The organism is Pseudoalteromonas sp. P1-11, assembly GCF_001399995.1.
In the GTDB taxonomy this organism is placed as follows: domain Bacteria; phylum Pseudomonadota; class Gammaproteobacteria; order Enterobacterales; family Alteromonadaceae; genus Pseudoalteromonas; species Pseudoalteromonas atlantica.
On record NZ_LJSP01000001.1, the window covers coordinates 61571 to 80439 of the forward strand.

Here is an 18869-nt window from a genome sequence, read left to right on the forward strand (position 1 = left end):
TTCCGTTATCAGGATATGTTTCAAATTTAATTTGGGGCTGTGCGTGCGCTTATGAGGTTTAAATGTAAAAAGCGAAAAAAGTAGTAATAATCAGCCCTTTTTACTCAAACATACGCCAGTTAGATGACATAAAAATGACTACCATGTCATTTTTATGTCAACGGCGTTTGGGCTATGCCTCTTCAATATCTACAATTAAATCACTGGTAATCGATTCAAGTGCATCAATAACTTCTTCTTTATTCATACCACTGGGTAAGGTAACAGTCGCTACGGCACTAAAAATAGGCACTCCCCAATTTGGCGCACTTTGTTGCCTTGAGTTTAAGTGAGTAATGCTAGCGCCTTTGTGGCGTATTACACTTGCCAGCTCCTGCACAATGCCCGGGCGGTCATTGCCAGTAATGACAAAATTTATTTGTTCTTTGCTACTTGGCTCTACTTCTGTGTTGCCAGTTTCAATCCGCACGTCGAGTTTAGGTAAGGCATTTAATGCGTTTTGCAATGCTTCAAAGTGCTCTTGCGCTACTTCTACCTGAATAATACCGGCAAAGTGGCCTAGTAAGTGGCTTAAATTACTGCTCAGCCAGTTACCCTTGTTTTGCAAGATAACCGATGAAATACTTTCTACTAATCCGGGCCGGTCTTGCCCTAAAATGGTGATTACCAACTGCTTCATAAATAGCTCTCTCTAAGCCTGAAAATGTAAATGCGTAGGCATTAAGTGTTTACAACGTTTCTATCATTGTAGTGGGTAATATAAACGCATAAAAACTAATTGTTTATTATTACTTATTTGTGTCTTTATCGTTGAGTTTTTTTAACTTTAGCGCTGCGGTCTGGTTTCGTTATACATAGATTTAGTATTGTCTGCGTTAAATTGTTTGTCCAATAAAAGCACAAATTAGTTCCTTCAAGAACATAAATACACTCTGAATTTATTAACAATTTTATAGCATTTTTGATAATAAGTGTCATTTATGAACCATAACATTTATTTTTTTAATGCTTTGAGCGCTATGTACTTTATTTAAGCATAAAAGTGTTAACAACTAATGCGCCATAAAAGCATAAATTTAGTCATCTCCAGCAGGGCAGTAAAACGCGTTATTAAATAGCTAAATAGGCACTAATTTAGTGCGTTTATATTAAATATTTCCCCTTTTTTGTATCGATTTATGTTGTGGCATATCAGTGAGTAACAATTTAGCAAGCGCTGTTATTAGAAAAAAGGACTGATTTTAAAGCATTTAGGCGGGTATTTATTACATCTGTAACATTACTGTCATCTTGATGAAATATAATTTGCGCAACGACAGAATTAAAGGGTGTTTTGATGACTTCCAATCCGAATAAGCCGACTTTAAATACGGATCGAAGCCGTCTATTTAAAGACCGGTTTGCAAAGTGGGGTATTTCCGCAGGCGGAGTAATGGTATTAATAGCATTGTTATTAATATTCTTTTACCTTCTTTATGTAGTACAACCAATTTTTGAATCAGCAAAAGTAGAAAAGCGTAACAGTTTTAACGTTGCTAATGCTGAACAAATTGTGGGCTTAGGTGTTGAGGAGCAAACTGAGGTTGCTTTTTTACTCTCTCAGCAAGGAAAGGTAGATTTTTATAGTGTGCAAGATGGCAGCTTTGGTAAAAAGCTTAAAACATTAAGCGCCGAGCTACCTAGTGATGCATCAAGCTTTGCAAACAGTGCGCCGTTTCAGGGGCATTATGCGTTTGGTTTAGAAAATGGCTCAGTGGTGCTGGTAGCACCTAAGTTTTTAGTTACTTTTCCTAACAACGAAAGAAAGCTAACGCCACGTTTAGATTACCCACTTGGCAAAATGGCATTAGAAGTTGACGAGCAAGGTGCTGCCATTAAGCGTTTTGCATTTAGTCATTACGAAGATAAAACAGCCGTGGTTGCTTTAACCGAAGACAAACGCGTTTTATTTAGCAGCTTTGTTGCTGAAGAAAACATGTTTACCGGTGAAGTAGAATGGGTAGTTGAGCGCACTGAGCTTAATATTGAAGGCCGTGTTGATGAGCTTTTAATTTCGCCAGACACCACTCGCACATTTGTACGTTCTGCAAATCAAATTTATGTGTACGATACACGCTACCCAAGCGAAGTAGAGCAAATTCAGCTGCTTTCGGCTAACGAAGAAAGTGCTAACTTAGTGTCTGCGCAGCTACTTGCTGGTGCTAACTCACTGATGCTTGCAAACGATAACGGTGAAGTATCGCAGTGGTTTGAAGTAAATACAGACAGCGGCCGTGAGTATCAAAAAATTCGCTCGTTTGAAACAACTAAACAAAGCAAGCTGAACATTTTTACCGAGTTTTATCGTCGAACTTTCTTTACTACGAGCAGTAACGGTGAGTTAGGTGTGTATTACACCACAAGTGAGGCAAAACTTTGGCAAGGTAAAGTAAGTGATGGCGAGATTAAAAACTTTGCTATAGCTCCGCGCTCAAACGCCGCCCTTATTTTAGCCGATAACCAACTAACCGTATTAGAAATTCATAATGAGCACCCAGAGGTTACCTGGTCTGCACTTTGGCAAGAAGTGTGGTACGAAGGTTACCCTGAGCCTGGTTATATTTGGCAATCTACATCAGCAAGTGATGACTTTGAGTCTAAATTTTCTTTGGTTCCTATTTCGTTTGGTACGTTGAAAGCAGCGCTTTACGCCATGCTATTTGCAGTACCCATTGCGCTTTCTGCCGCTATTTACACCGCTTACTTTATGTCGAGCGAGCTGCGTAAAGTGGTAAAGCCAACGGTAGAAATTATGGAAGCCCTCCCAACTGTAATATTAGGCTTTTTAGCAGGCCTGTGGTTAGCGCCACTTATAGAAGAGCACCTACCAGCTATTGTCGGCTTATTGATTTTATTACCGTTAGGTGTGCTAGCAACAGCACTAGGTTGGACTAAGTTACCAGCGAGTATTCGCCATAAAATCCCTGAAGGGTCGCACTCTATTTTACTTATTCCGGTTGTATTATTTATAGGCTGGGTATCGTTTGCAATGAGCGAAACAGTAGAGCTTTGGATGTTTGACGGAAATGTACGTCAGTACCTAACTAACGAGCTGGGTATGACGTTTGACCAACGTAATTCATTAGTTGTTGGTATTGCGATGGGCTTTGCCGTTATTCCTACTATATTCTCGATTGCAGAAGATGCCGTATTTAGTGTTCCTAAACACTTATCAAATGGCTCACTAGCACTTGGTGCTACGCAGTGGCAAACGCTAGTACGTGTTGTACTACTTACAGCAAGCCCAGGTATTTTCTCTGCCGTGATGATGGGACTTGGTCGTGCAGTAGGCGAAACCATGATTGTATTAATGGCAACAGGTAATACGCCAATTATGGATTGGAGTATTTTCCAAGGTATGCGTACGCTTGCAGCAAACATTGCGGTAGAAATGCCTGAATCAGAAGTAGGCAGCTCGCACTATAGAATATTATTCTTAGCAGCATTTGTACTATTCATATTCACCTTTATTTTCAACACAGTGGCTGAGTTTGTTCGTCAGCAACTGCGTGAAAAATACAGCTCAATGTAAGTGGAGAGACACGACATGGTAAAGCAGTGGTTTAAGTCTGGTTCTCCTTGGATTTGGATGACAGGTGGTGCGGTAAGCATCAGCTTAATTTCAGTTCTCGGTTTATTAGCAATGATAGCTTGGAAGGGATTAAGCTTTTTCTGGCCATCAGAGGTAGTTCAATTTGAGCTAGAAGGGTCTATTTCAAAACAAACCATAATTGGTGAAGTTTACGACCGAGAACTTGTGCCTACAGCGCGTTTAGCTGCAACAGGTATTGATGTATCAGATTTTAATAAAGACGAAGTTGAGCGTTTACTTATAAAAACAGGTAACCGCGAATATGTAGATTTAGATTTTCGTTGGATATTAGAAACCGATATTACTGAGCAAAGTACACCGGCTACGCTTGCTGTATTTGAGCGCAGTAAAAACGGTAACTTTTATGGCTACATAGAAGGTGTAATTAAAGATGGAAAGCCGGTTACTGGCGATAAAATCGAAACCTTACATGAGCTAGTAGAGCGTGCGGTTGATTTAAACGACGAAGCGCTTGATTTACAAAATGGTGACATTGGTCATATCAACTACGAATTAGAGCGTCTTCGCTTACAAGAAAAAGCGTACCTACTTGATGATGAACTAACCGATGAGCGTGTTGCTGAGCTTGCTCAAGCCCGTGCCGAGTTACGTAACGAATACGCAGTACTTGAAAAAGAGTTATTTGCACTGCGTAAAAAAGCCAAACGTGACCAAGTTTTAGTTAAGGACATGCGTGGTGAAGTAGTCACCATTCCACTGTATCAAGTGCTTGATGTTTGGTTGCCTAACGACATGGGCTTTTTCTCAAAATTAGGTCATTACTTTGTGCAACTGAGTAAGTTTGTATCAGACGACCCACGTGAAGCAAACACCGAAGGCGGCGTATTCCCTGCTATATTTGGTACAGTATTTATGGTTATGCTGATGGCCGTTATTGTGACCCCATTTGGTGTTGTTGCTGCAATTTACTTACATGAATACGCAGCTAAAAATGCAGTAACTAAGATGATTCGTATTGCGGTAATTAACCTTGCCGGTGTACCGTCTATTGTTTACGGTGTATTTGGCTTAGGCTTTTTTGTTTACATGTTAGGTGGTAGCCTTGACCAACTGTTTTACCCAGAAGCTGCGCCTACGCCAGTATTTGGCACGCCGGGTGTTATGTGGTCTGCGCTTACATTAGCTATTCTTACATTACCGGTTGTTATTGTATCAACCGAGGAAGGTTTATCGCGTATTCCTAGTACAGTGCGTGATGGTTCATTAGCGCTTGGTGCAACCAAAGTTGAAACCTTATGGCGTATTATTATTCCTATGGCAAGCCCAGCAATTATGACAGGTTTAATACTTGCTGTTGCTCGAGCGGCCGGTGAAGTTGCGCCGTTAATGCTCGTAGGTGTGGTAAAAATGGCCCCTACGTTACCACTTGATGGCAACTTCCCTTATTTTCACTTAGATAGAAAGTTCATGCACTTAGGCTTTCATATTTATGATGTGGGCTTTCAAAGTCCGAATGTTGAAGCGGCACGCCCGCTGGTATACGCAACGGCCTTCTTATTAGTGTCGGTGATTATTACCCTCAACATAACAGCGATAGGCATACGTAACCATTTACGTGAAAAATTCAGATCGCTTGAACACTAATTAGTAAAGAATTATAGGTAACAAACATGATTACAGTCGCTCCACAAGTAAACCAAGCTAACAAAAGCTTGAAGTTAGACTTAGAAAACTTAACTGATGACCAAAAAGCGTTAGAGATTAAGGACCTTGATCTTTACTATGGTGAAAAGCAAGCGCTTAGCAAAGTAAATATGAATATCCCGAAAGGCCAAGTTACGGCGTTTATCGGTCCATCTGGTTGTGGTAAATCAACGCTATTGCGTTGTATTAACCGCATGAACGATTTAGTTGATGTGTGTCGTATTGAAGGTGAAATATTGCTTCACGGCCAAAATATTTACGATAAAAGTGTAGATGTAGCCGCGCTTCGTCGTAACGTGGGTATGGTGTTTCAGCGTCCTAACCCATTTCCTAAATCAATTTATGAAAATGTGGTTTATGGCCTACGCTTACAAGGTATTAAAGAAAAGCGTAAGCTAGATGAAGTGGTAGAACAATCACTTCGCGGTGCGGCTTTATGGGATGAAGTAAAAGACAGATTACACGATAGTGCATTTGGCCTATCAGGTGGTCAGCAACAGCGTTTAGTTATTGCCCGTTCAATTGCGATTGAACCTGAAGTACTATTACTTGATGAACCAACATCGGCACTTGACCCAATTTCTACTTTGGTTATTGAAGAGCTAATTAACGATTTAAAGAACAAGTTTACCGTTGTTATTGTGACACATAACATGCAACAAGCAGCGCGTGTATCTGATCAAACGGCCTTTATGTACATGGGCGAGTTGATTGAATACTCAGACACAAATACCTTATTTACAACGCCAAGCAAAAAGAAAACGGAAGACTACATTACAGGCCGTTACGGCTAGTCGTATACGTTTTAGTGTTGTAAACGAATTTAAGAGAAGGTAATTATGGAACATAATATAAATAAGCATATTTCTGGGCGCTTTAACCAAGAGCTAGAAAATGTTCGTAACCATGTACTTAACATGGGTGGCCTAGTTGAGCAGCAGCTAAGCAGTGCATTAGATGCAGTAAGTCGTAATGATGCTGAACTGGCACAAAAAGTACGCCAGAACGATTACAAAGTAAATGCGATGGAAGTTAGCATTGATGATGAATGTACGCGCATCATTGCGCGTCGTCAGCCTGCAGCGAGCGATTTACGCTTAGTAATAGCCATTGCAAAAACGATTGCCGATTTAGAACGCATTGGCGATGAAGCAGAGCGCATTGCTAAAGTGGCACTTGATTCATTTACTAAAGATCAGCAAGATTTATTAGTGAATATTGAAAACATGGGTCGCCAAGTTTTAAAAATGCTACACGATGTACTTGATGCATTTGCGCGCATGGATGTACAACGCGCCTTTGAAGTACATAAAGAAGATGCAAAAGTTGACCGTGAATATGAAGCAATCACGCGTCAAATTATGACTTACATGATGGAAGATCCACGCTCAATTCCTAAAATTATGGATTTAGTATGGTCTGTACGTTCATTAGAGCGTATTGGCGACCGTTGCCAAAATATTGCGGAATACATTATTTATTTTGTTAACGGCAAAGATATTCGTCATACATCTCAAGAAGATATAGAAAAATCGTTGTAGGTTTTTATCTATCATTCTTTTTTATTAAAGCGGCTTAGTGCCGCTTTATGCATTGTTAGCCATGATGAAATAATAAAAAGCGTTCACAATCGCGGCTAATACTGTAAAATTCATGCTGCAAAGCATATCAATTTGATTAAAGGGTCAGTTATGCCTACAAACGCGTTTTTAGGAGTATTTGCAAAATCTCCTATCAAACCAATGGAAGAACACATCAAGAAGGTTCATCAAGCAAGTAAAGCCTTGATACCTTTTTTTAATCACGTATTTAAAGAAGAGTGGCAGCAAGCAGAAGAGCTTCGCTTAACTATTCGTAATTTAGAGCGTGAAGCTGATGATATGAAAAGAGATATACGCTTACAATTACCGCGTGGTTTATTCATGCCGGTAGAGCGTACAGATCTGCTCGAACTCGTAACTCAACAAGATAAAATAGCAAATAAGGCTAAAGACATTGCAGGGCGCGTAATTGGCCGTGAAATGACAATTCCTAGTGCTATGCAAGCAGACTTTTTAGCTTATCTAACACGCTGTGTTGATGCGACTAAACAAGCATCAAAAGCAATTAATGAGTTAGAAGAATTGTTAGAAACGGGCTTTAAAGGTCGCGAGGTGACTTTAGTAGAAAAAATGCTCGTAGAATTGGATGCCATAGAACAAGACACGGATGAAATGCAAATTAAAGTACGCCGCCAACTACGCGATGTAGAAAGCGAGCTAAACCCAATTGATGTTATGTTTTTATACAAAATAATTGAATGGGTTGGCGAACTTGCAGATATTGCAGAGCGCGTAGGATCACGTCTTGAGCTGATGCTAGCTCGTTAATTTATAAAAATCAGTTCAAACGAAAGATTAAGGTTACACAATGGATATCATTGCATCTTACGGCACGGTATTAGTTTTAATTGCCGCAGCAGTCGGCTTTTTTATGGCTTATGGTATTGGCGCGAACGACGTTGCTAATGCGATGGGTACTTCGGTAGGTTCAAAAGCGTTAACAATTAAACAAGCAATTATTATTGCTATGATTTTTGAATTTGCTGGTGCTTACTTAGCAGGTGGTGAGGTTACATCAACAATCCGTAAAGGTATTATTGATGCTGCGCCTTTTGCTGCTCTCCCTGATTTAATGGTTTTAGGTATGATCTCTGCACTTTTTGCAGCAGGTACTTGGCTATTAATTGCCTCATTTTTAGGTTGGCCTGTTTCAACAACTCACTCAATTATTGGTGCAATCATTGGTTTTGCATTAGTTGCAGTGGGTACAGAGGCTATTCAATGGAATAAAGTAGGTGGTATTGTAGGTAGCTGGATTATTACACCTGCTATTTCGGGCTTTATTGCTTACTTAATCTTTATGAGTGCGCAAAAGCTGATTTTTGATACTGATGCACCACTTAAAAACGCAAAACGCTTTGTACCTTTGTACATGGGTTTAGCGGGCTTTATTATGGCGCTAGTAACAATCAAAAAAGGCTTAAAGCATATAGGTATTAACCTAGGCGCTACTGAAGGCTATTTAATTGCAATAGCGATTGCAGTGATTGTGGCTATTATTGGTAAAATTGCGATTTCACGTTTAAATATCGACCCTAAAGCCGATAAACAAATGCAATTTAATAACGTAGAAAAAGTATTTGCGGTATTAATGGTATTAACAGCGTGTTGTATGGCGTTTGCGCATGGCTCAAACGATGTAGCGAATGCAATTGGTCCACTTGCTGCGGTTGTGAACATTGTTGAAAGCAACGGTGAAATCGCTAAAAAAGCGGCTATTGCTTGGTGGATTTTACCACTAGGTGGTTTTGGTATTGTTGCCGGTCTTGCTATTTTAGGTAAAAAGGTAATTAAAACGATAGGTGAAGGTATTACTCACTTAACGCCTAGCCGTGGTTTTGCTGCCGAATTAGCTGCTGCGTCTACCGTTGTTATTGCATCAGGTACAGGTATGCCAATTTCTACTACACAAACCTTAGTTGGTGCGGTATTAGGTGTAGGTATGGCACGTGGTATTGCTGCACTTAACATGGGTGTTATCAGAAACATTGTAGTTTCTTGGGTAATTACATTGCCAGTTGGCGCTGCCCTTGCTATTGTTATTTTCTACGTACTAAGAACCGCGTTTGGGGTTTAACAAAAAAGTACTCAAAGACTTTTAGCTTGAAAAGATCTCAACGCCCTAGGTGTTGGGGTCTTTTTATTTGTGGAAAGAAAAAATGACCAACCTACCAAGTATTAAACAGCTACAGTATTTATTAGCTGTACATCAGCACCAGCATTTTGGCCGTGCAGCAAGTGCGTGCTTTATTGGGCAATCTACTTTAAGCAGTGCAATTCAAAACCTTGAAGAAACACTCGGTTGTCAGCTAATTGAGCGAGAAAATCGCAGCCTTATGTTTACCAGTATTGGTGAAGAGGTCGTGGAGCGCTCTCGTAAAATTATTAATGATACAATTAGTTTAAAAGAGCTAACCAAAAGCTTTTTAACGCCACTCAGTGGTAAGTTAGTGGTAGGGGTTATACCCACTATCGCCAGCTTCATAGCGGCGCCTTTGTATCACTTTTGTAAGCAAACCTTTTGTGATTTAGAGTTGGTACTTGTTGAAGATACCAGCGACAAGTTATTAGATAAGCTTGAACACGGCCATATTGATTTAGCCTTATTAGCCTTACCGTACCAAACGGAGAAGTTTCATACTCAAGTATTGGCTAAAGATCACTTTAGTTTAGTGCACCATAAAGATTACAGCCCTGCTAAAGGCGTTGAAGACTTTAACTTGCTACCCGATGCTAGTGTGTTTTTATTAGAGCGAGAGCATTGTATGACGGGGCATGCATTGAGTGCGTGTCATCTAAACCGCTCAAGCTGTATTAACCCTTTTGAAGCTGCAAGCTTACATACCTTATTAAGCATGGTAGAGCATCAGTTAGGGGTTACATTTTTACCGCAAATGGCGATTAATGCGGGCATTCTTAAAGATAAAAACATGATAGCAACCCCATCGCAAGGCGATGCCTACAGAGATATAGGCATACTGTGGCGTAAAACCACAGGAAGAATTCGCGACTTTAAGTTATTCAGCCAGCAGCTAGAAGTGTTTTTGGCTCGCCAATGTAGTTTAGACTTTGAGAGTTAAGCCTATTTACCTTAAGGTTAAAGTGCAGCAGTAATATGTTGCTTTTGGTAAACAAGGTTTGTGCAGTGTGGTTATTGGCCACTATTAAGCACCAGCGTAGCATAAACAAAACAGCAGCCTACAAGGGCTGCTGTTTGCTATGTGTTTGGCTTTCAAAGGGTTCGAGTTCGGGTAGGAAAAGCAAGTAAATCCAAACCACTACATTAAAATAAGGGAGTAGGCCTAAAGTAGCAAATACGCCTACTGGGTAGCCCTTTAGCTGCGCGTACCGATAGCACTGATACGCAATTACACAATGTATTACGAGAAGTAAAATAATCAACTGCGCCATACCTTCCTCCTTAAACCTGACAAGCTTTAACCTCTATGTAATTGCTAGTCATGTATGCTTATAGGTAATGTCATGTTTTTATTGTTAAATTATCAAAATAACAAGACATTTGCTAAGTGGTACGTAAAGTATAGGCAATAAGTGCAATAATGATAGTAATAAAATGCTTAAAACTGTTTAAAAATGTTTAGCTGGGCGCTAGTGTGTTGTTGGATAAAAGGTTTCTTCTGGTAAATAATTTTAAGCGTCGATTGTACTTTTTCTACAGGCACAGGACGGGCAATAAAATAGCCTTGTCCGTAGTCAACACCAATCTCTTTTAGTGCAAAAAATATCTCTTCGCTTTCTACGTATTCTGCCACAGAGCGCTTATCAAGGGAGCGGCTTATATCGTTAATGGCCTTAACCAGTGCTAAGTCAATGGGGTCGTTAATCATGTCGCGTACAAACGAGCCATCTATTTTTACATGCTGTGCAGGTAACTGTTTTAAATAGTTAAATGTACTAAAGCCTGTACCAAAATCATCAATAGAAAAATGACAGCCTAAACTGTTTAGCTTTTCTATCATTTTGCGGGTGGCTTTTAAATTGTTAACTGAGGCTGACTCGGTAATTTCAAAAATAATACGCGAAGGCGGTACGTGGTATTTTTCTAGGCTCGATTCTATATGTGGCACTAAGCGCTCATCTAAAAACGACTGAGCAGAAAGGTTAATAGCCACTTGGTTTAAATCTGGGTGTTCAGCCACGCTCGCAATGGCATTGCGAATAACACATTGGTCCATTAAAAAGGTGTCGTTTAGCAGCTCAAGAGAGGGAATAAATTGATTAGGGAAAATAAGTTTATCGTCTACTTTTAAACGCAGTAACGCTTCAAAATAAGCCACTTTATTGGCTTTAAAGTCCCATATTGGCTGATAGTGCAGCTCTACGTTATCTTGCTGAAGTGCTTGTCGAATCTCATGCCCCCACTCAAGCCCGGTTTGCAAGGTGTTATTTTGCGCATCTTCTTTTGAGTAGCAGTGCACTAGGTTACGGCCTAAACTTTTAGCAATATATAAGGCTATATCGGCTTGCTTGAGGCACTCACTCGGGTCGCAATTTTTAGCCGTTATTTGCGTTAAGCCAATAGAGCAGCTAATTGAATACACTTGGTCTTCAGATTTAAACTCGTGCTGTTCAATCGCGCTACAAATACTTTCTGCAATTAGGTGAGCGTCAAGCAGCTGCGTATTTTTTAAAATAACAGCAAATTCGTCACCGCCTATTCTACACACTAAATGCTTAGCGCTAATGTTTGCTTCAAATAATTGAGCTACATCTTTTAGTACAATGTCGCCTTGTTGGTGGCCTTTGCTGTCGTTAATTATTTTAAAATGATCTAAATCGATGTAAATAAGCGCGTGCTCTACATCACCATAGGTGTGCTTGGTTTGGCATATTTTATTGAGTTGTTGATCAAAATAATAACGATTATGTAAACCTGTTAGCGTATCGTGCAGGGCTAAGTGGCGCAGCTTTAATTCAGCTTGTTTACGCTCGTGTATGTTGTCGATTGTGGCAGTAATGGTGGCATTATTACGGCTGTTTTTTATTAGCTGTAAGCGGCATTCCACCCAAATCTGATTGCCATTTTTATGATTAAGTTGAATCTCGACTTGCTGCTGGTGCATGCCGCCATTAAGAATATCGTTAATGGTCGTATTTAGTTTTACTTGGCACTCATCAGAGCAATAATCGATTAATGATTTTTGCAAAGACGATTTAACCCCAAAGCCACTTAGTGTTTCCCAAGCAGGATTGATAAAGCGAATTTTACCTTGTTGGTCGAGCTCTAAAACCACCGTATTTAAATGCAGCAAAATGCGTTGGTGCGCTGAAAAAAGCTCTTTGTAGCGTACTTCGCTAATACTTAACTGTTCAACCTTTTGGGCAAACTCAGCATAACTAACCATAAAGTCTTCACGGCGCGCAGCATGGTCACATACTTTATTTAAAAACGACGGGTCATATGGTGCTCTTATAAAGTCGGTAACGCCGGATAGCAGCAGCTGCTCTGCATAGTCGGCATCGTTATTATCAATAATAGTTACAATGGCTTGTTTAGGGTTATGTTGCAGTATTTCTTCAACTAAAACACTTGAAGTATCTGCGCGCGACGCGGTTGCATCAAGCAGTACAATGGCAAATTGTTGTTGGTTGTAAGCGTTTAAAGCACTTTGGCTTGAGGTGACATGGGTAATGGCAAAATTGAGCTTAAGTTGCTCCGCTATTTCATCGGCTTTTTGCGCTATTGGTTCAAGCAAGAGTAAATTAAGGCGGCTGCTTTTTTCTAAATGCGTAGACAGAACATTAGCCAGCACCTGCGGCAGCATATCTTGGTGCTCAAAGGGCAGTACGGCATCTATGCCATAACTACGAGCGGTGGTTTCTGCTATACGCTCACAGTAAATAGGGGGAATAAGTAAAATTGGGGTGTTTTTTGGGGTTTTAAGTAAGCCTGAGCGGATCATGCGAGAAAAACGCCAGCCATCTATTTTCCCCACGCTTAAGCCCGTAATAATCATGTTTACTGGCTGCTTTTTTAACAGGGTGAGTGCATCTAGGCTATCTGCGGCTTCAATAAATTCAAATACGTTTAAGTACTCTAAAGTGGCGCGTATAGTGCGGCGTTCTTCGCTACTTGCGTTTAGAATGAGCAACTTCAGCTTATCTGCCACTTTTTTATAACCCCAAAACTAAACCATCATTATTAAGGACAGTAAGAATAATGATATTTACCAATAAGAACAAGATTATTTAAAGTAGTTACTCAAATGTATCTAAAATAGGGCGAATCCTCTCAACTGTGGTAGATATCTTGAGCTTAGCCGAGGATAGATATACACTTGGCGCGATTTTAATGATGTGGAATACCGACTATGCGCGTGGCTGACTTTAGCTTTGACTTACCTGATGAATTAATTGCTCGTTTTCCTAAACAAGACAGAACCAGCAGCCGTTTACTAACCCTAGATGGCCCAACTGGCAATGTTGAACACAAAGTGTTTAGCGACCTACTTGATTTAGTAAACGAAGGTGACTTATTAGTATTTAATAATACCCGCGTTATTCCTGCTCGTATGTTTGGCCAAAAAGCCTCTGGAGGTAAGGTCGAAGTACTTGTAGAGCGTGTAGTTGATGAACACCGCGTACTTGCCCATGTAAGAGCAAGTAAGTCATTAAAGCCTGGTAACGAAGTTATTTTAGAAGGCAAAGCCAAAGCGACAATGATTGCGCGTCACGATACGTTATTTGAGCTTGAATTTGATCGTAGCCAAAATGTACTCGATATTCTAAACGACATTGGCCACATGCCTTTACCTCCTTACATTGACCGCCCAGACACCGAAGCTGACCGCGAGCGTTATCAAACCGTTTATGGCGAAAAGCCCGGTGCAGTAGCAGCGCCTACAGCAGGGCTGCATTTTGACGATAAGTTAATGGCGGCACTAAAACAAAAAGGCGTAAACATGGCGTTTGTTACGCTACATGTTGGCGCAGGTACATTTCAGCCGGTGCGTGTAGAAAGCGTAGATGAGCATGTAATGCACTCTGAATACATTGAAGTACCTGATGAGGTGGTTCACGCTGTTGCTAATACAAAAGCTAACGGTGGGCGTGTTATAGCTGTGGGAACTACTTCTGTACGCTCGTTGGAGTCGGCAGCAAAAGTACACGGCGGTAAATTAGAGAGCTATTTTGGCGATACCGATATTTTTATTTTTCCAGGTTATCAGTTTAATGTAGTTGATGCCATGGTGACTAATTTTCACTTGCCAGAATCAACCCTCATAATGCTAGTAAGTGCCTTTAGCGGCCAAGATAACATTATGGGCGCGTACAACACGGCTATAGAACAAAAGTACCGCTTTTTTAGCTACGGCGATGCGATGTTTTTAACACGTAAATAAGCACGTTTTTATCCGGTACCGTTTTAAAAAGCCCAGCTCGCACGCTGGGTTTTTATTTGCCTGCGCTAATACGCAGTGAATTTAGCGCAGCTAATAGTAATAACGGGGCAAAAAGGGTAGAATCGAGCGGTTAAATTATAGCTTGTTGGACTGTTTTTCCGACATTGAGGATGATATGAAATTTGAACTAGACCGCACCGACGGAAAAGCGCGCCGCGGCCGCTTGATTTTTGACCGTGGTGTAATAGAAACGCCTGCATTTATGCCAGTAGGTACTTACGGTACTGTTAAGGGCATGACCCCAGATGAAGTTAAAGCCACAGGGGCACAAATTTGTTTGGGTAACACCTTTCATTTAATGCTACGCCCAGGTACTGAAATCATTAAACAACACGGTGATTTACACGACTTTATGAATTGGGACTTTCCAATTTTAACCGACTCAGGTGGTTTCCAAGTATTTAGCCTTGGTGCTATGCGTAAGATTACCGAAGAAGGCGTGTTGTTCCAATCGCCGGTAAATGGTGACCAAATTATGATGTCGCCTGAAAAATCAATGGAAGTACAGCGTGATTTAGGCTCAGACATCGTAATGATTTTTGACGAATGTACGCCATACCCTGCCACCGAAAAAGAAGCAAAAGACTCAATGGAGTTATCGCTTCGTTGGGCTAAGCGCTCTAAAGAAGGCCACGGCGATAACCCATCAGCCTTATTTGGTATTATTCAAGGTGGTATGTACCCAGAGTTACGTGCACAATCACAAAAAGGTCTAGAAGAAATTGGCTTTGATGGTTACGCATTAGGCGGCCTATCGGTTGGTGAGCCTAAAAACGAAATGATGAATATTCTTGATCATTGTGCGTACAAAATGCCAGAAGACAAACCGCGCTACTTGATGGGTGTAGGTAAACCTGAAGACTTAGTTGAGTCTGTACGCCGTGGTATTGATATGTTTGACTGTGTAATGCCTACCCGTAATGCACGTAATGGTCATTTATTTATTACCACAGGTACAATTAAAATTCGTAACGCAGTACATAAAACAGACACTGGCCCACTTGATCCTGAGTGTGATTGTCATACCTGTAAAAATTATTCGCGTGCTTATTTGCATCACCTTGATAAATGTAACGAAATTTTAGGCGCACGACTAAACACAATCCATAACTTACGTTACTATCAGCGTGTTATGGAAGGCCTACGCAATGCAATTAGCGAAGGTAAACTAGAAGAATTTGTTAGTGATTTTTATGCTCGCCGTGGCCAAGACGTGCCAGAGCTTGCAGATATAAATTAAAATTTAAAAATATAGAGGAAGTATTATGAGTTTATTTATTTCAAACGCACACGCCGCTGCTGGTCAACCTGCTGCAAGTGGTGGCTGGGAAATGCTAATTATGTTAGCTATTTTCGGTTTAGTTTTTTACTTTTTAATTTACCGCCCACAAGCTAAGCGTGTTAAAGAGCATAAAAGCCTTATGAGCGCGATGGCTAAAGGTGATGAAGTACTTACCCAAGGCGGTTTAGTAGGTAAAATTGTTAAAATTACTGAAGATAAAGATTTCATCGTGATTTCTTTAAATGAGCAAGCTGAAGTAACAGTACAAAAATCGGCAGTATCTGCTGTATTGCCTAAAGGCACAATGAAGTCACTATAAAAATAAAAAGGACATGCCTGTGTTAAACAAGTTTCCAATCTGGAAGTATTTACTTGTTTTAGCTGTGGTAGCCATTGGCCTTTTATATGCTTCTCCAAACCTGTATGGCCGCGATCCGGCCATACAGGTTTCGGGGGCAAAAGGCGCAGATGTCGATCTCAGTGTAGTAGACAAAGTAAACGCAACCCTCAAACAACATAATGTAACAGCTAAGTCTACCGTGCTTGAAGGCGGCCAAGTATTAGTACGTTTTAAAAATGTTGAAGAACAGCTAAAAGCGCAAGACTTACTGCGTAATTCTCTTAGCGACGATTATATCTCTGCCATTAATATGGCACCTGCGCAACCTGCATGGTTAAAATCATTGGGTGGCAACCCTATGAAGCTAGGTCTTGATTTAAGTGGTGGTGTTCACTTCACCATGGAAATCGACATGGCAACCGCGGTAGATAATCAGCTAGAGCAAATGGAACAAGATTTTCGTCGCGACCTACGCGAAGAAAAACTTCGTTACCGTAGTGTTCGCCGCGTAGCGGGCTCTGAACGTATGCGTGTAGAAATGCGTACCGAAGAAGATAAAGAGGCGGCTGAACGCTTCTTAGCATCACGCTACCCACTAAACGTATACATTGATGATAGCAGTAACGATCGCGCATTTTTTGCTACTATGAGTGAGCAAAAGCTTAAAGAAATACGTGACTACGCTATTAAGCAAAACGAAACCATTATTCGTAATCGTATTAACCAAATTGGTGTTGCAGAGCCTAACGTACAGCGCCAAGGTGCTGAGCGCATTATTGTGCAACTACCAGGTGTACAAGATACAGCACGCGCTAAAGAAATTTTAGGTGCAACGGCCACGCTTGAATTTCGTGAAGTAGACGAAAACGCAGACCCAAGTGCAGCTGCTCAAGGGCGTATTCCTGCGGGCACAGAAATGATCATGAGCCGTGATGGCTACCCTGTGGTACTTAAAAAACGTGTCATTCTTGAAGGTAGCCATATCACTGGTGCGCAATCAGGAAACGACGAATACCAGCGCCCACAAGTAAGCATTACCTTAGATAGCAAAGGCGGGGCAAAAATGAATGCCTTTACCAAGCGTGCTATTGGTAAGCGCATGGCAACGGTATTTATAGAATACAAGCCATCGGGTAAAAAAGATGCTGACGGTAAAGCACTTCCACCTATTAAGGTAGAAGAGGTTATTAACGTTGCGACTATTCAGGCTCGTCTTGACCGCTCATTCCGTATTACAGGTATTGATAACCCAGCCGAAGCCCACAACTTAAGCTTACTATTACGCGCCGGTGCATTAGTAGCGCCAATTCAAATTGTTGAAGAGCGCACAGTAGGCCCAAGCCTAGGTCAAGAAAACATTGAAGCCGGTATGACAGCGGTAGCCCTTGGCTTTGCGTTTGTACTTGCCTTTATGCTTATTTACTACAAAGGGTTTGGTTTAGTTGCCAACATTGCACTAGCAGCTAACTTAGTGCTTATTGTAGGTGTAATGTCGTTAATTCCAGGAGCCACATTAACGCTGCCAGGTATTGCCGGTATTGTATTAACAGTGGGTATGGCGGTTGATGCTAACGTACTTATTTTTGAGCGTATTCGTGAAGAGCTGGCCGATGGCCGCAGCCCTCAACAAGCCGTTCATTTTGGTTACGATAGCGCCTTTAGTACTATTTTTGATGCCAATATTACCACTTTAATTGCTGCGGTTATTTTATTTGCAGTGGGCACTGGCCCTATTGCAGGTTTTGCCGTAACACTGGCAATTGGTATTTTAACTTCAATGTTTACAGCCATAGTTGGTACCCGTGCGGTAATTAACTTATTTATTGGTGGTAAGCGCATTGATAAACTTTCAATTTAAGGAGCGGACATGCAAATTTTAAGTTTGGGTGGTAAAACCCTACGTTTCATGTCACTTCGTAAAGTGGCAATGGGTTTTTCTACGCTATTAATTTTAGCGTCGTTTGCCTCAATTTTTATCAAAGGTTTAAACTTTGGTTTAGATTTTACTGGCGGTACCGCTGTAGAGGTTGGTTTTTCGCAACCTGCAGATTTGAAAAAAGTACGCTCAGTATTAGCTGAAAACGGGTTTGCCGATGCTTCAGTGCAGCTGTTTGGTTCTAGCCAAGATATTTTGGTTCGTTTAGCGCCGCGTGGCAGTGAAGTAAAAGCCGAAGTTATTGGTAACCAAGTTATTACTGCCTTAAAGCAAGCTGATGAGAGCGTAGTAATGCGCCGCATTGAGTTTGTAGGCCCAAGCGTAGGGGAAGACTTAAAAGAGCAGGGTGGCCTTGCCATGTTAACTGCGCTTATTTGTATTTTGATTTACGTGGCATTTCGCTTTGAGTGGCGTTTTGCTGTGGGCGCGGTAGGTGCACTATTACACGATGTAATTATTACAGTGGGTTTGTTTTCTGTATTAGGGTTAGAGTTTGACTTAACTATTTTAGCGGCAATATTGGCGGTAATTGGTTACTCACTTAACGATACTATTGTTGTATCTGACCGTATTCGTGAAAACTTCCGTAAAGTACGCATCGACGACACTATCGAAATTATCGACATGTCGTTAACGCAAACACTTAACCGTACACTTGTAACGTCAATCACCACTATTTTGGTATTGATTGCGCTATTTGTGTGGGGCGGACAAACCATTCATGGCTTTGCTACAGCCCTGTTATTTGGTGTGTTCATTGGTACTTATTCTTCAGTTTACGTTGCAAGCTCGGTAGCTATTACCATGGGCGTAAGTAAAGAAGATTTAATACCAGAGGTAATTGAAAAAGAAGGCGCAGACCTAGACGCATTGCCGTGATAGAGTTAACGCTAAATAAAACCGCTCAATTGAGCGGTTTTTTATTGCGCGCTTTTTTATAGAGCTTGGTTGCCTTTAAAACTAAACGTACACGCTTTTTAGGCTGAACTT

General features: G+C 40.9%; 15 protein-coding genes. 12 read left to right on the plus strand and 3 right to left on the minus strand.

All coding sequences use genetic code 11. The annotated features are described in order from the left end of the window. Positions 1-172: 172 nt before the first annotated feature. Positions 173-679 (minus strand): glycine cleavage system protein R, encoded by a 507-nt coding sequence (locus AN390_RS00285; protein ID WP_024031441.1) that lies wholly within the window; start codon positions 677-679, stop codon positions 173-175. Between the two features lie 657 nt (positions 680-1336). Here AN390_RS00285 and AN390_RS00290 point away from each other — a divergent pair. From AN390_RS00290 to AN390_RS00320, 7 genes are all read left to right on the plus strand, one after another. Beyond that, positions 1337-3571, plus strand: coding sequence for an ABC transporter permease subunit (locus AN390_RS00290; protein WP_039972240.1), 2235 nt, complete (start codon positions 1337-1339; stop codon positions 3569-3571). 15 nt (positions 3572-3586) lie between these two features. Continuing rightward, complete coding sequence (gene pstA, locus AN390_RS00295; RefSeq protein ID WP_055252618.1) at positions 3587-5236, plus strand: phosphate ABC transporter permease PstA; 1650 nt, start codon at positions 3587-3589, stop codon at positions 5234-5236. Between the two features lie 26 nt (positions 5237-5262). Beyond that, on the plus strand, positions 5263-6090 hold the full coding sequence (gene pstB, locus AN390_RS00300) for a phosphate ABC transporter ATP-binding protein PstB (protein WP_004587622.1): 828 nt from the start codon (positions 5263-5265) through the stop codon (positions 6088-6090). Positions 6091-6135: 45 nt separating this feature from the next. Next, positions 6136-6837, plus strand: coding sequence for a phosphate signaling complex protein PhoU (phoU, locus tag AN390_RS00305; RefSeq protein ID WP_004587621.1), 702 nt, complete (start codon positions 6136-6138; stop codon positions 6835-6837). A gap of 150 nt (positions 6838-6987) precedes the next feature. Next, positions 6988-7665 (plus strand): TIGR00153 family protein, encoded by a 678-nt coding sequence (locus AN390_RS00310; protein ID WP_004587620.1) that lies wholly within the window; start codon positions 6988-6990, stop codon positions 7663-7665. A gap of 40 nt (positions 7666-7705) precedes the next feature. Further along, complete coding sequence (locus AN390_RS00315) at positions 7706-8974, plus strand: inorganic phosphate transporter (protein WP_024031439.1); 1269 nt, start codon at positions 7706-7708, stop codon at positions 8972-8974. Positions 8975-9056: 82 nt separating this feature from the next. Further along, entirely contained in the window at positions 9057-9977 is a 921-nt protein-coding gene (locus AN390_RS00320) for a hydrogen peroxide-inducible genes activator (protein ID WP_004587618.1), read from the plus strand. Positions 9978-10095: 118 nt separating this feature from the next. Here AN390_RS00320 and AN390_RS19815 read toward each other — a convergent pair whose 3' ends face one another. Together AN390_RS19815 and AN390_RS00330 are read right to left on the minus strand one after the other, a co-directional pair. Then, positions 10096-10308 carry a hypothetical protein gene (locus tag AN390_RS19815; RefSeq protein ID WP_024031438.1) on the minus strand — a complete coding sequence of 71 codons (213 nt, stop codon included), beginning with the start codon at positions 10306-10308 and terminating at the stop codon, positions 10096-10098. Positions 10309-10475: 167 nt separating this feature from the next. Further along, positions 10476-13028, minus strand: coding sequence for an EAL domain-containing protein (locus AN390_RS00330; protein WP_055252620.1), 2553 nt, complete (start codon positions 13026-13028; stop codon positions 10476-10478). A gap of 201 nt (positions 13029-13229) precedes the next feature. Between AN390_RS00330 and queA the strand changes: the two genes are divergently transcribed. The 5 genes from queA to secF all read left to right on the plus strand — a co-directional run bounded on the left by queA (position 13230) and on the right by secF (position 18758). Next, a complete protein-coding gene (queA, locus tag AN390_RS00335) occupies positions 13230-14261 on the plus strand; it encodes a tRNA preQ1(34) S-adenosylmethionine ribosyltransferase-isomerase QueA (RefSeq protein ID WP_004587615.1) in 1032 nt (343 codons plus the stop codon). A 175-nt stretch (positions 14262-14436) separates the two neighbouring features. After that, positions 14437-15561, plus strand: coding sequence for a tRNA guanosine(34) transglycosylase Tgt (tgt, locus tag AN390_RS00340; protein ID WP_004587614.1), 1125 nt, complete (start codon positions 14437-14439; stop codon positions 15559-15561). Positions 15562-15586: 25 nt separating this feature from the next. Further along, positions 15587-15922 carry a preprotein translocase subunit YajC gene (yajC, locus tag AN390_RS00345; protein WP_004587613.1) on the plus strand — a complete coding sequence of 112 codons (336 nt, stop codon included), beginning with the start codon at positions 15587-15589 and terminating at the stop codon, positions 15920-15922. A gap of 19 nt (positions 15923-15941) precedes the next feature. Next, positions 15942-17801 carry a protein translocase subunit SecD gene (gene secD, locus AN390_RS00350; RefSeq protein ID WP_055252890.1) on the plus strand — a complete coding sequence of 620 codons (1860 nt, stop codon included), beginning with the start codon at positions 15942-15944 and terminating at the stop codon, positions 17799-17801. A 9-nt stretch (positions 17802-17810) separates the two neighbouring features. After that, the gene (gene secF / locus AN390_RS00355) at positions 17811-18758 is read left to right on the plus strand and encodes a protein translocase subunit SecF (RefSeq protein WP_004587611.1); all 948 of its coding nucleotides are present in this window, start codon (positions 17811-17813) and stop codon (positions 18756-18758) included. Positions 18759-18869: the final 111 nt, after the last annotated feature.

Coding starts and splice junctions, on each gene's coding strand:
- AN390_RS00285 (WP_024031441.1), bottom strand. CDS start 679: ATGAAGCAGTTGGTAATCACCATTTTAGGGCAAGACCGGCCCGGATTA.
- AN390_RS00290 (WP_039972240.1), top strand. CDS start 1,337: ATGACTTCCAATCCGAATAAGCCGACTTTAAATACGGATCGAAGCCGT.
- pstA (WP_055252618.1), top strand. CDS start 3,587: ATGGTAAAGCAGTGGTTTAAGTCTGGTTCTCCTTGGATTTGGATGACA.
- pstB (WP_004587622.1), top strand. CDS start 5,263: ATGATTACAGTCGCTCCACAAGTAAACCAAGCTAACAAAAGCTTGAAG.
- phoU (WP_004587621.1), top strand. CDS start 6,136: ATGGAACATAATATAAATAAGCATATTTCTGGGCGCTTTAACCAAGAG.
- AN390_RS00310 (WP_004587620.1), top strand. CDS start 6,988: ATGCCTACAAACGCGTTTTTAGGAGTATTTGCAAAATCTCCTATCAAA.
- AN390_RS00315 (WP_024031439.1), top strand. CDS start 7,706: ATGGATATCATTGCATCTTACGGCACGGTATTAGTTTTAATTGCCGCA.
- AN390_RS00320 (WP_004587618.1), top strand. CDS start 9,057: ATGACCAACCTACCAAGTATTAAACAGCTACAGTATTTATTAGCTGTA.
- AN390_RS19815 (WP_024031438.1), bottom strand. CDS start 10,308: ATGGCGCAGTTGATTATTTTACTTCTCGTAATACATTGTGTAATTGCG.
- queA (WP_004587615.1), top strand. CDS start 13,230: ATGCGCGTGGCTGACTTTAGCTTTGACTTACCTGATGAATTAATTGCT.
- tgt (WP_004587614.1), top strand. CDS start 14,437: ATGAAATTTGAACTAGACCGCACCGACGGAAAAGCGCGCCGCGGCCGC.
- yajC (WP_004587613.1), top strand. CDS start 15,587: ATGAGTTTATTTATTTCAAACGCACACGCCGCTGCTGGTCAACCTGCT.
- secF (WP_004587611.1), top strand. CDS start 17,811: ATGCAAATTTTAAGTTTGGGTGGTAAAACCCTACGTTTCATGTCACTT.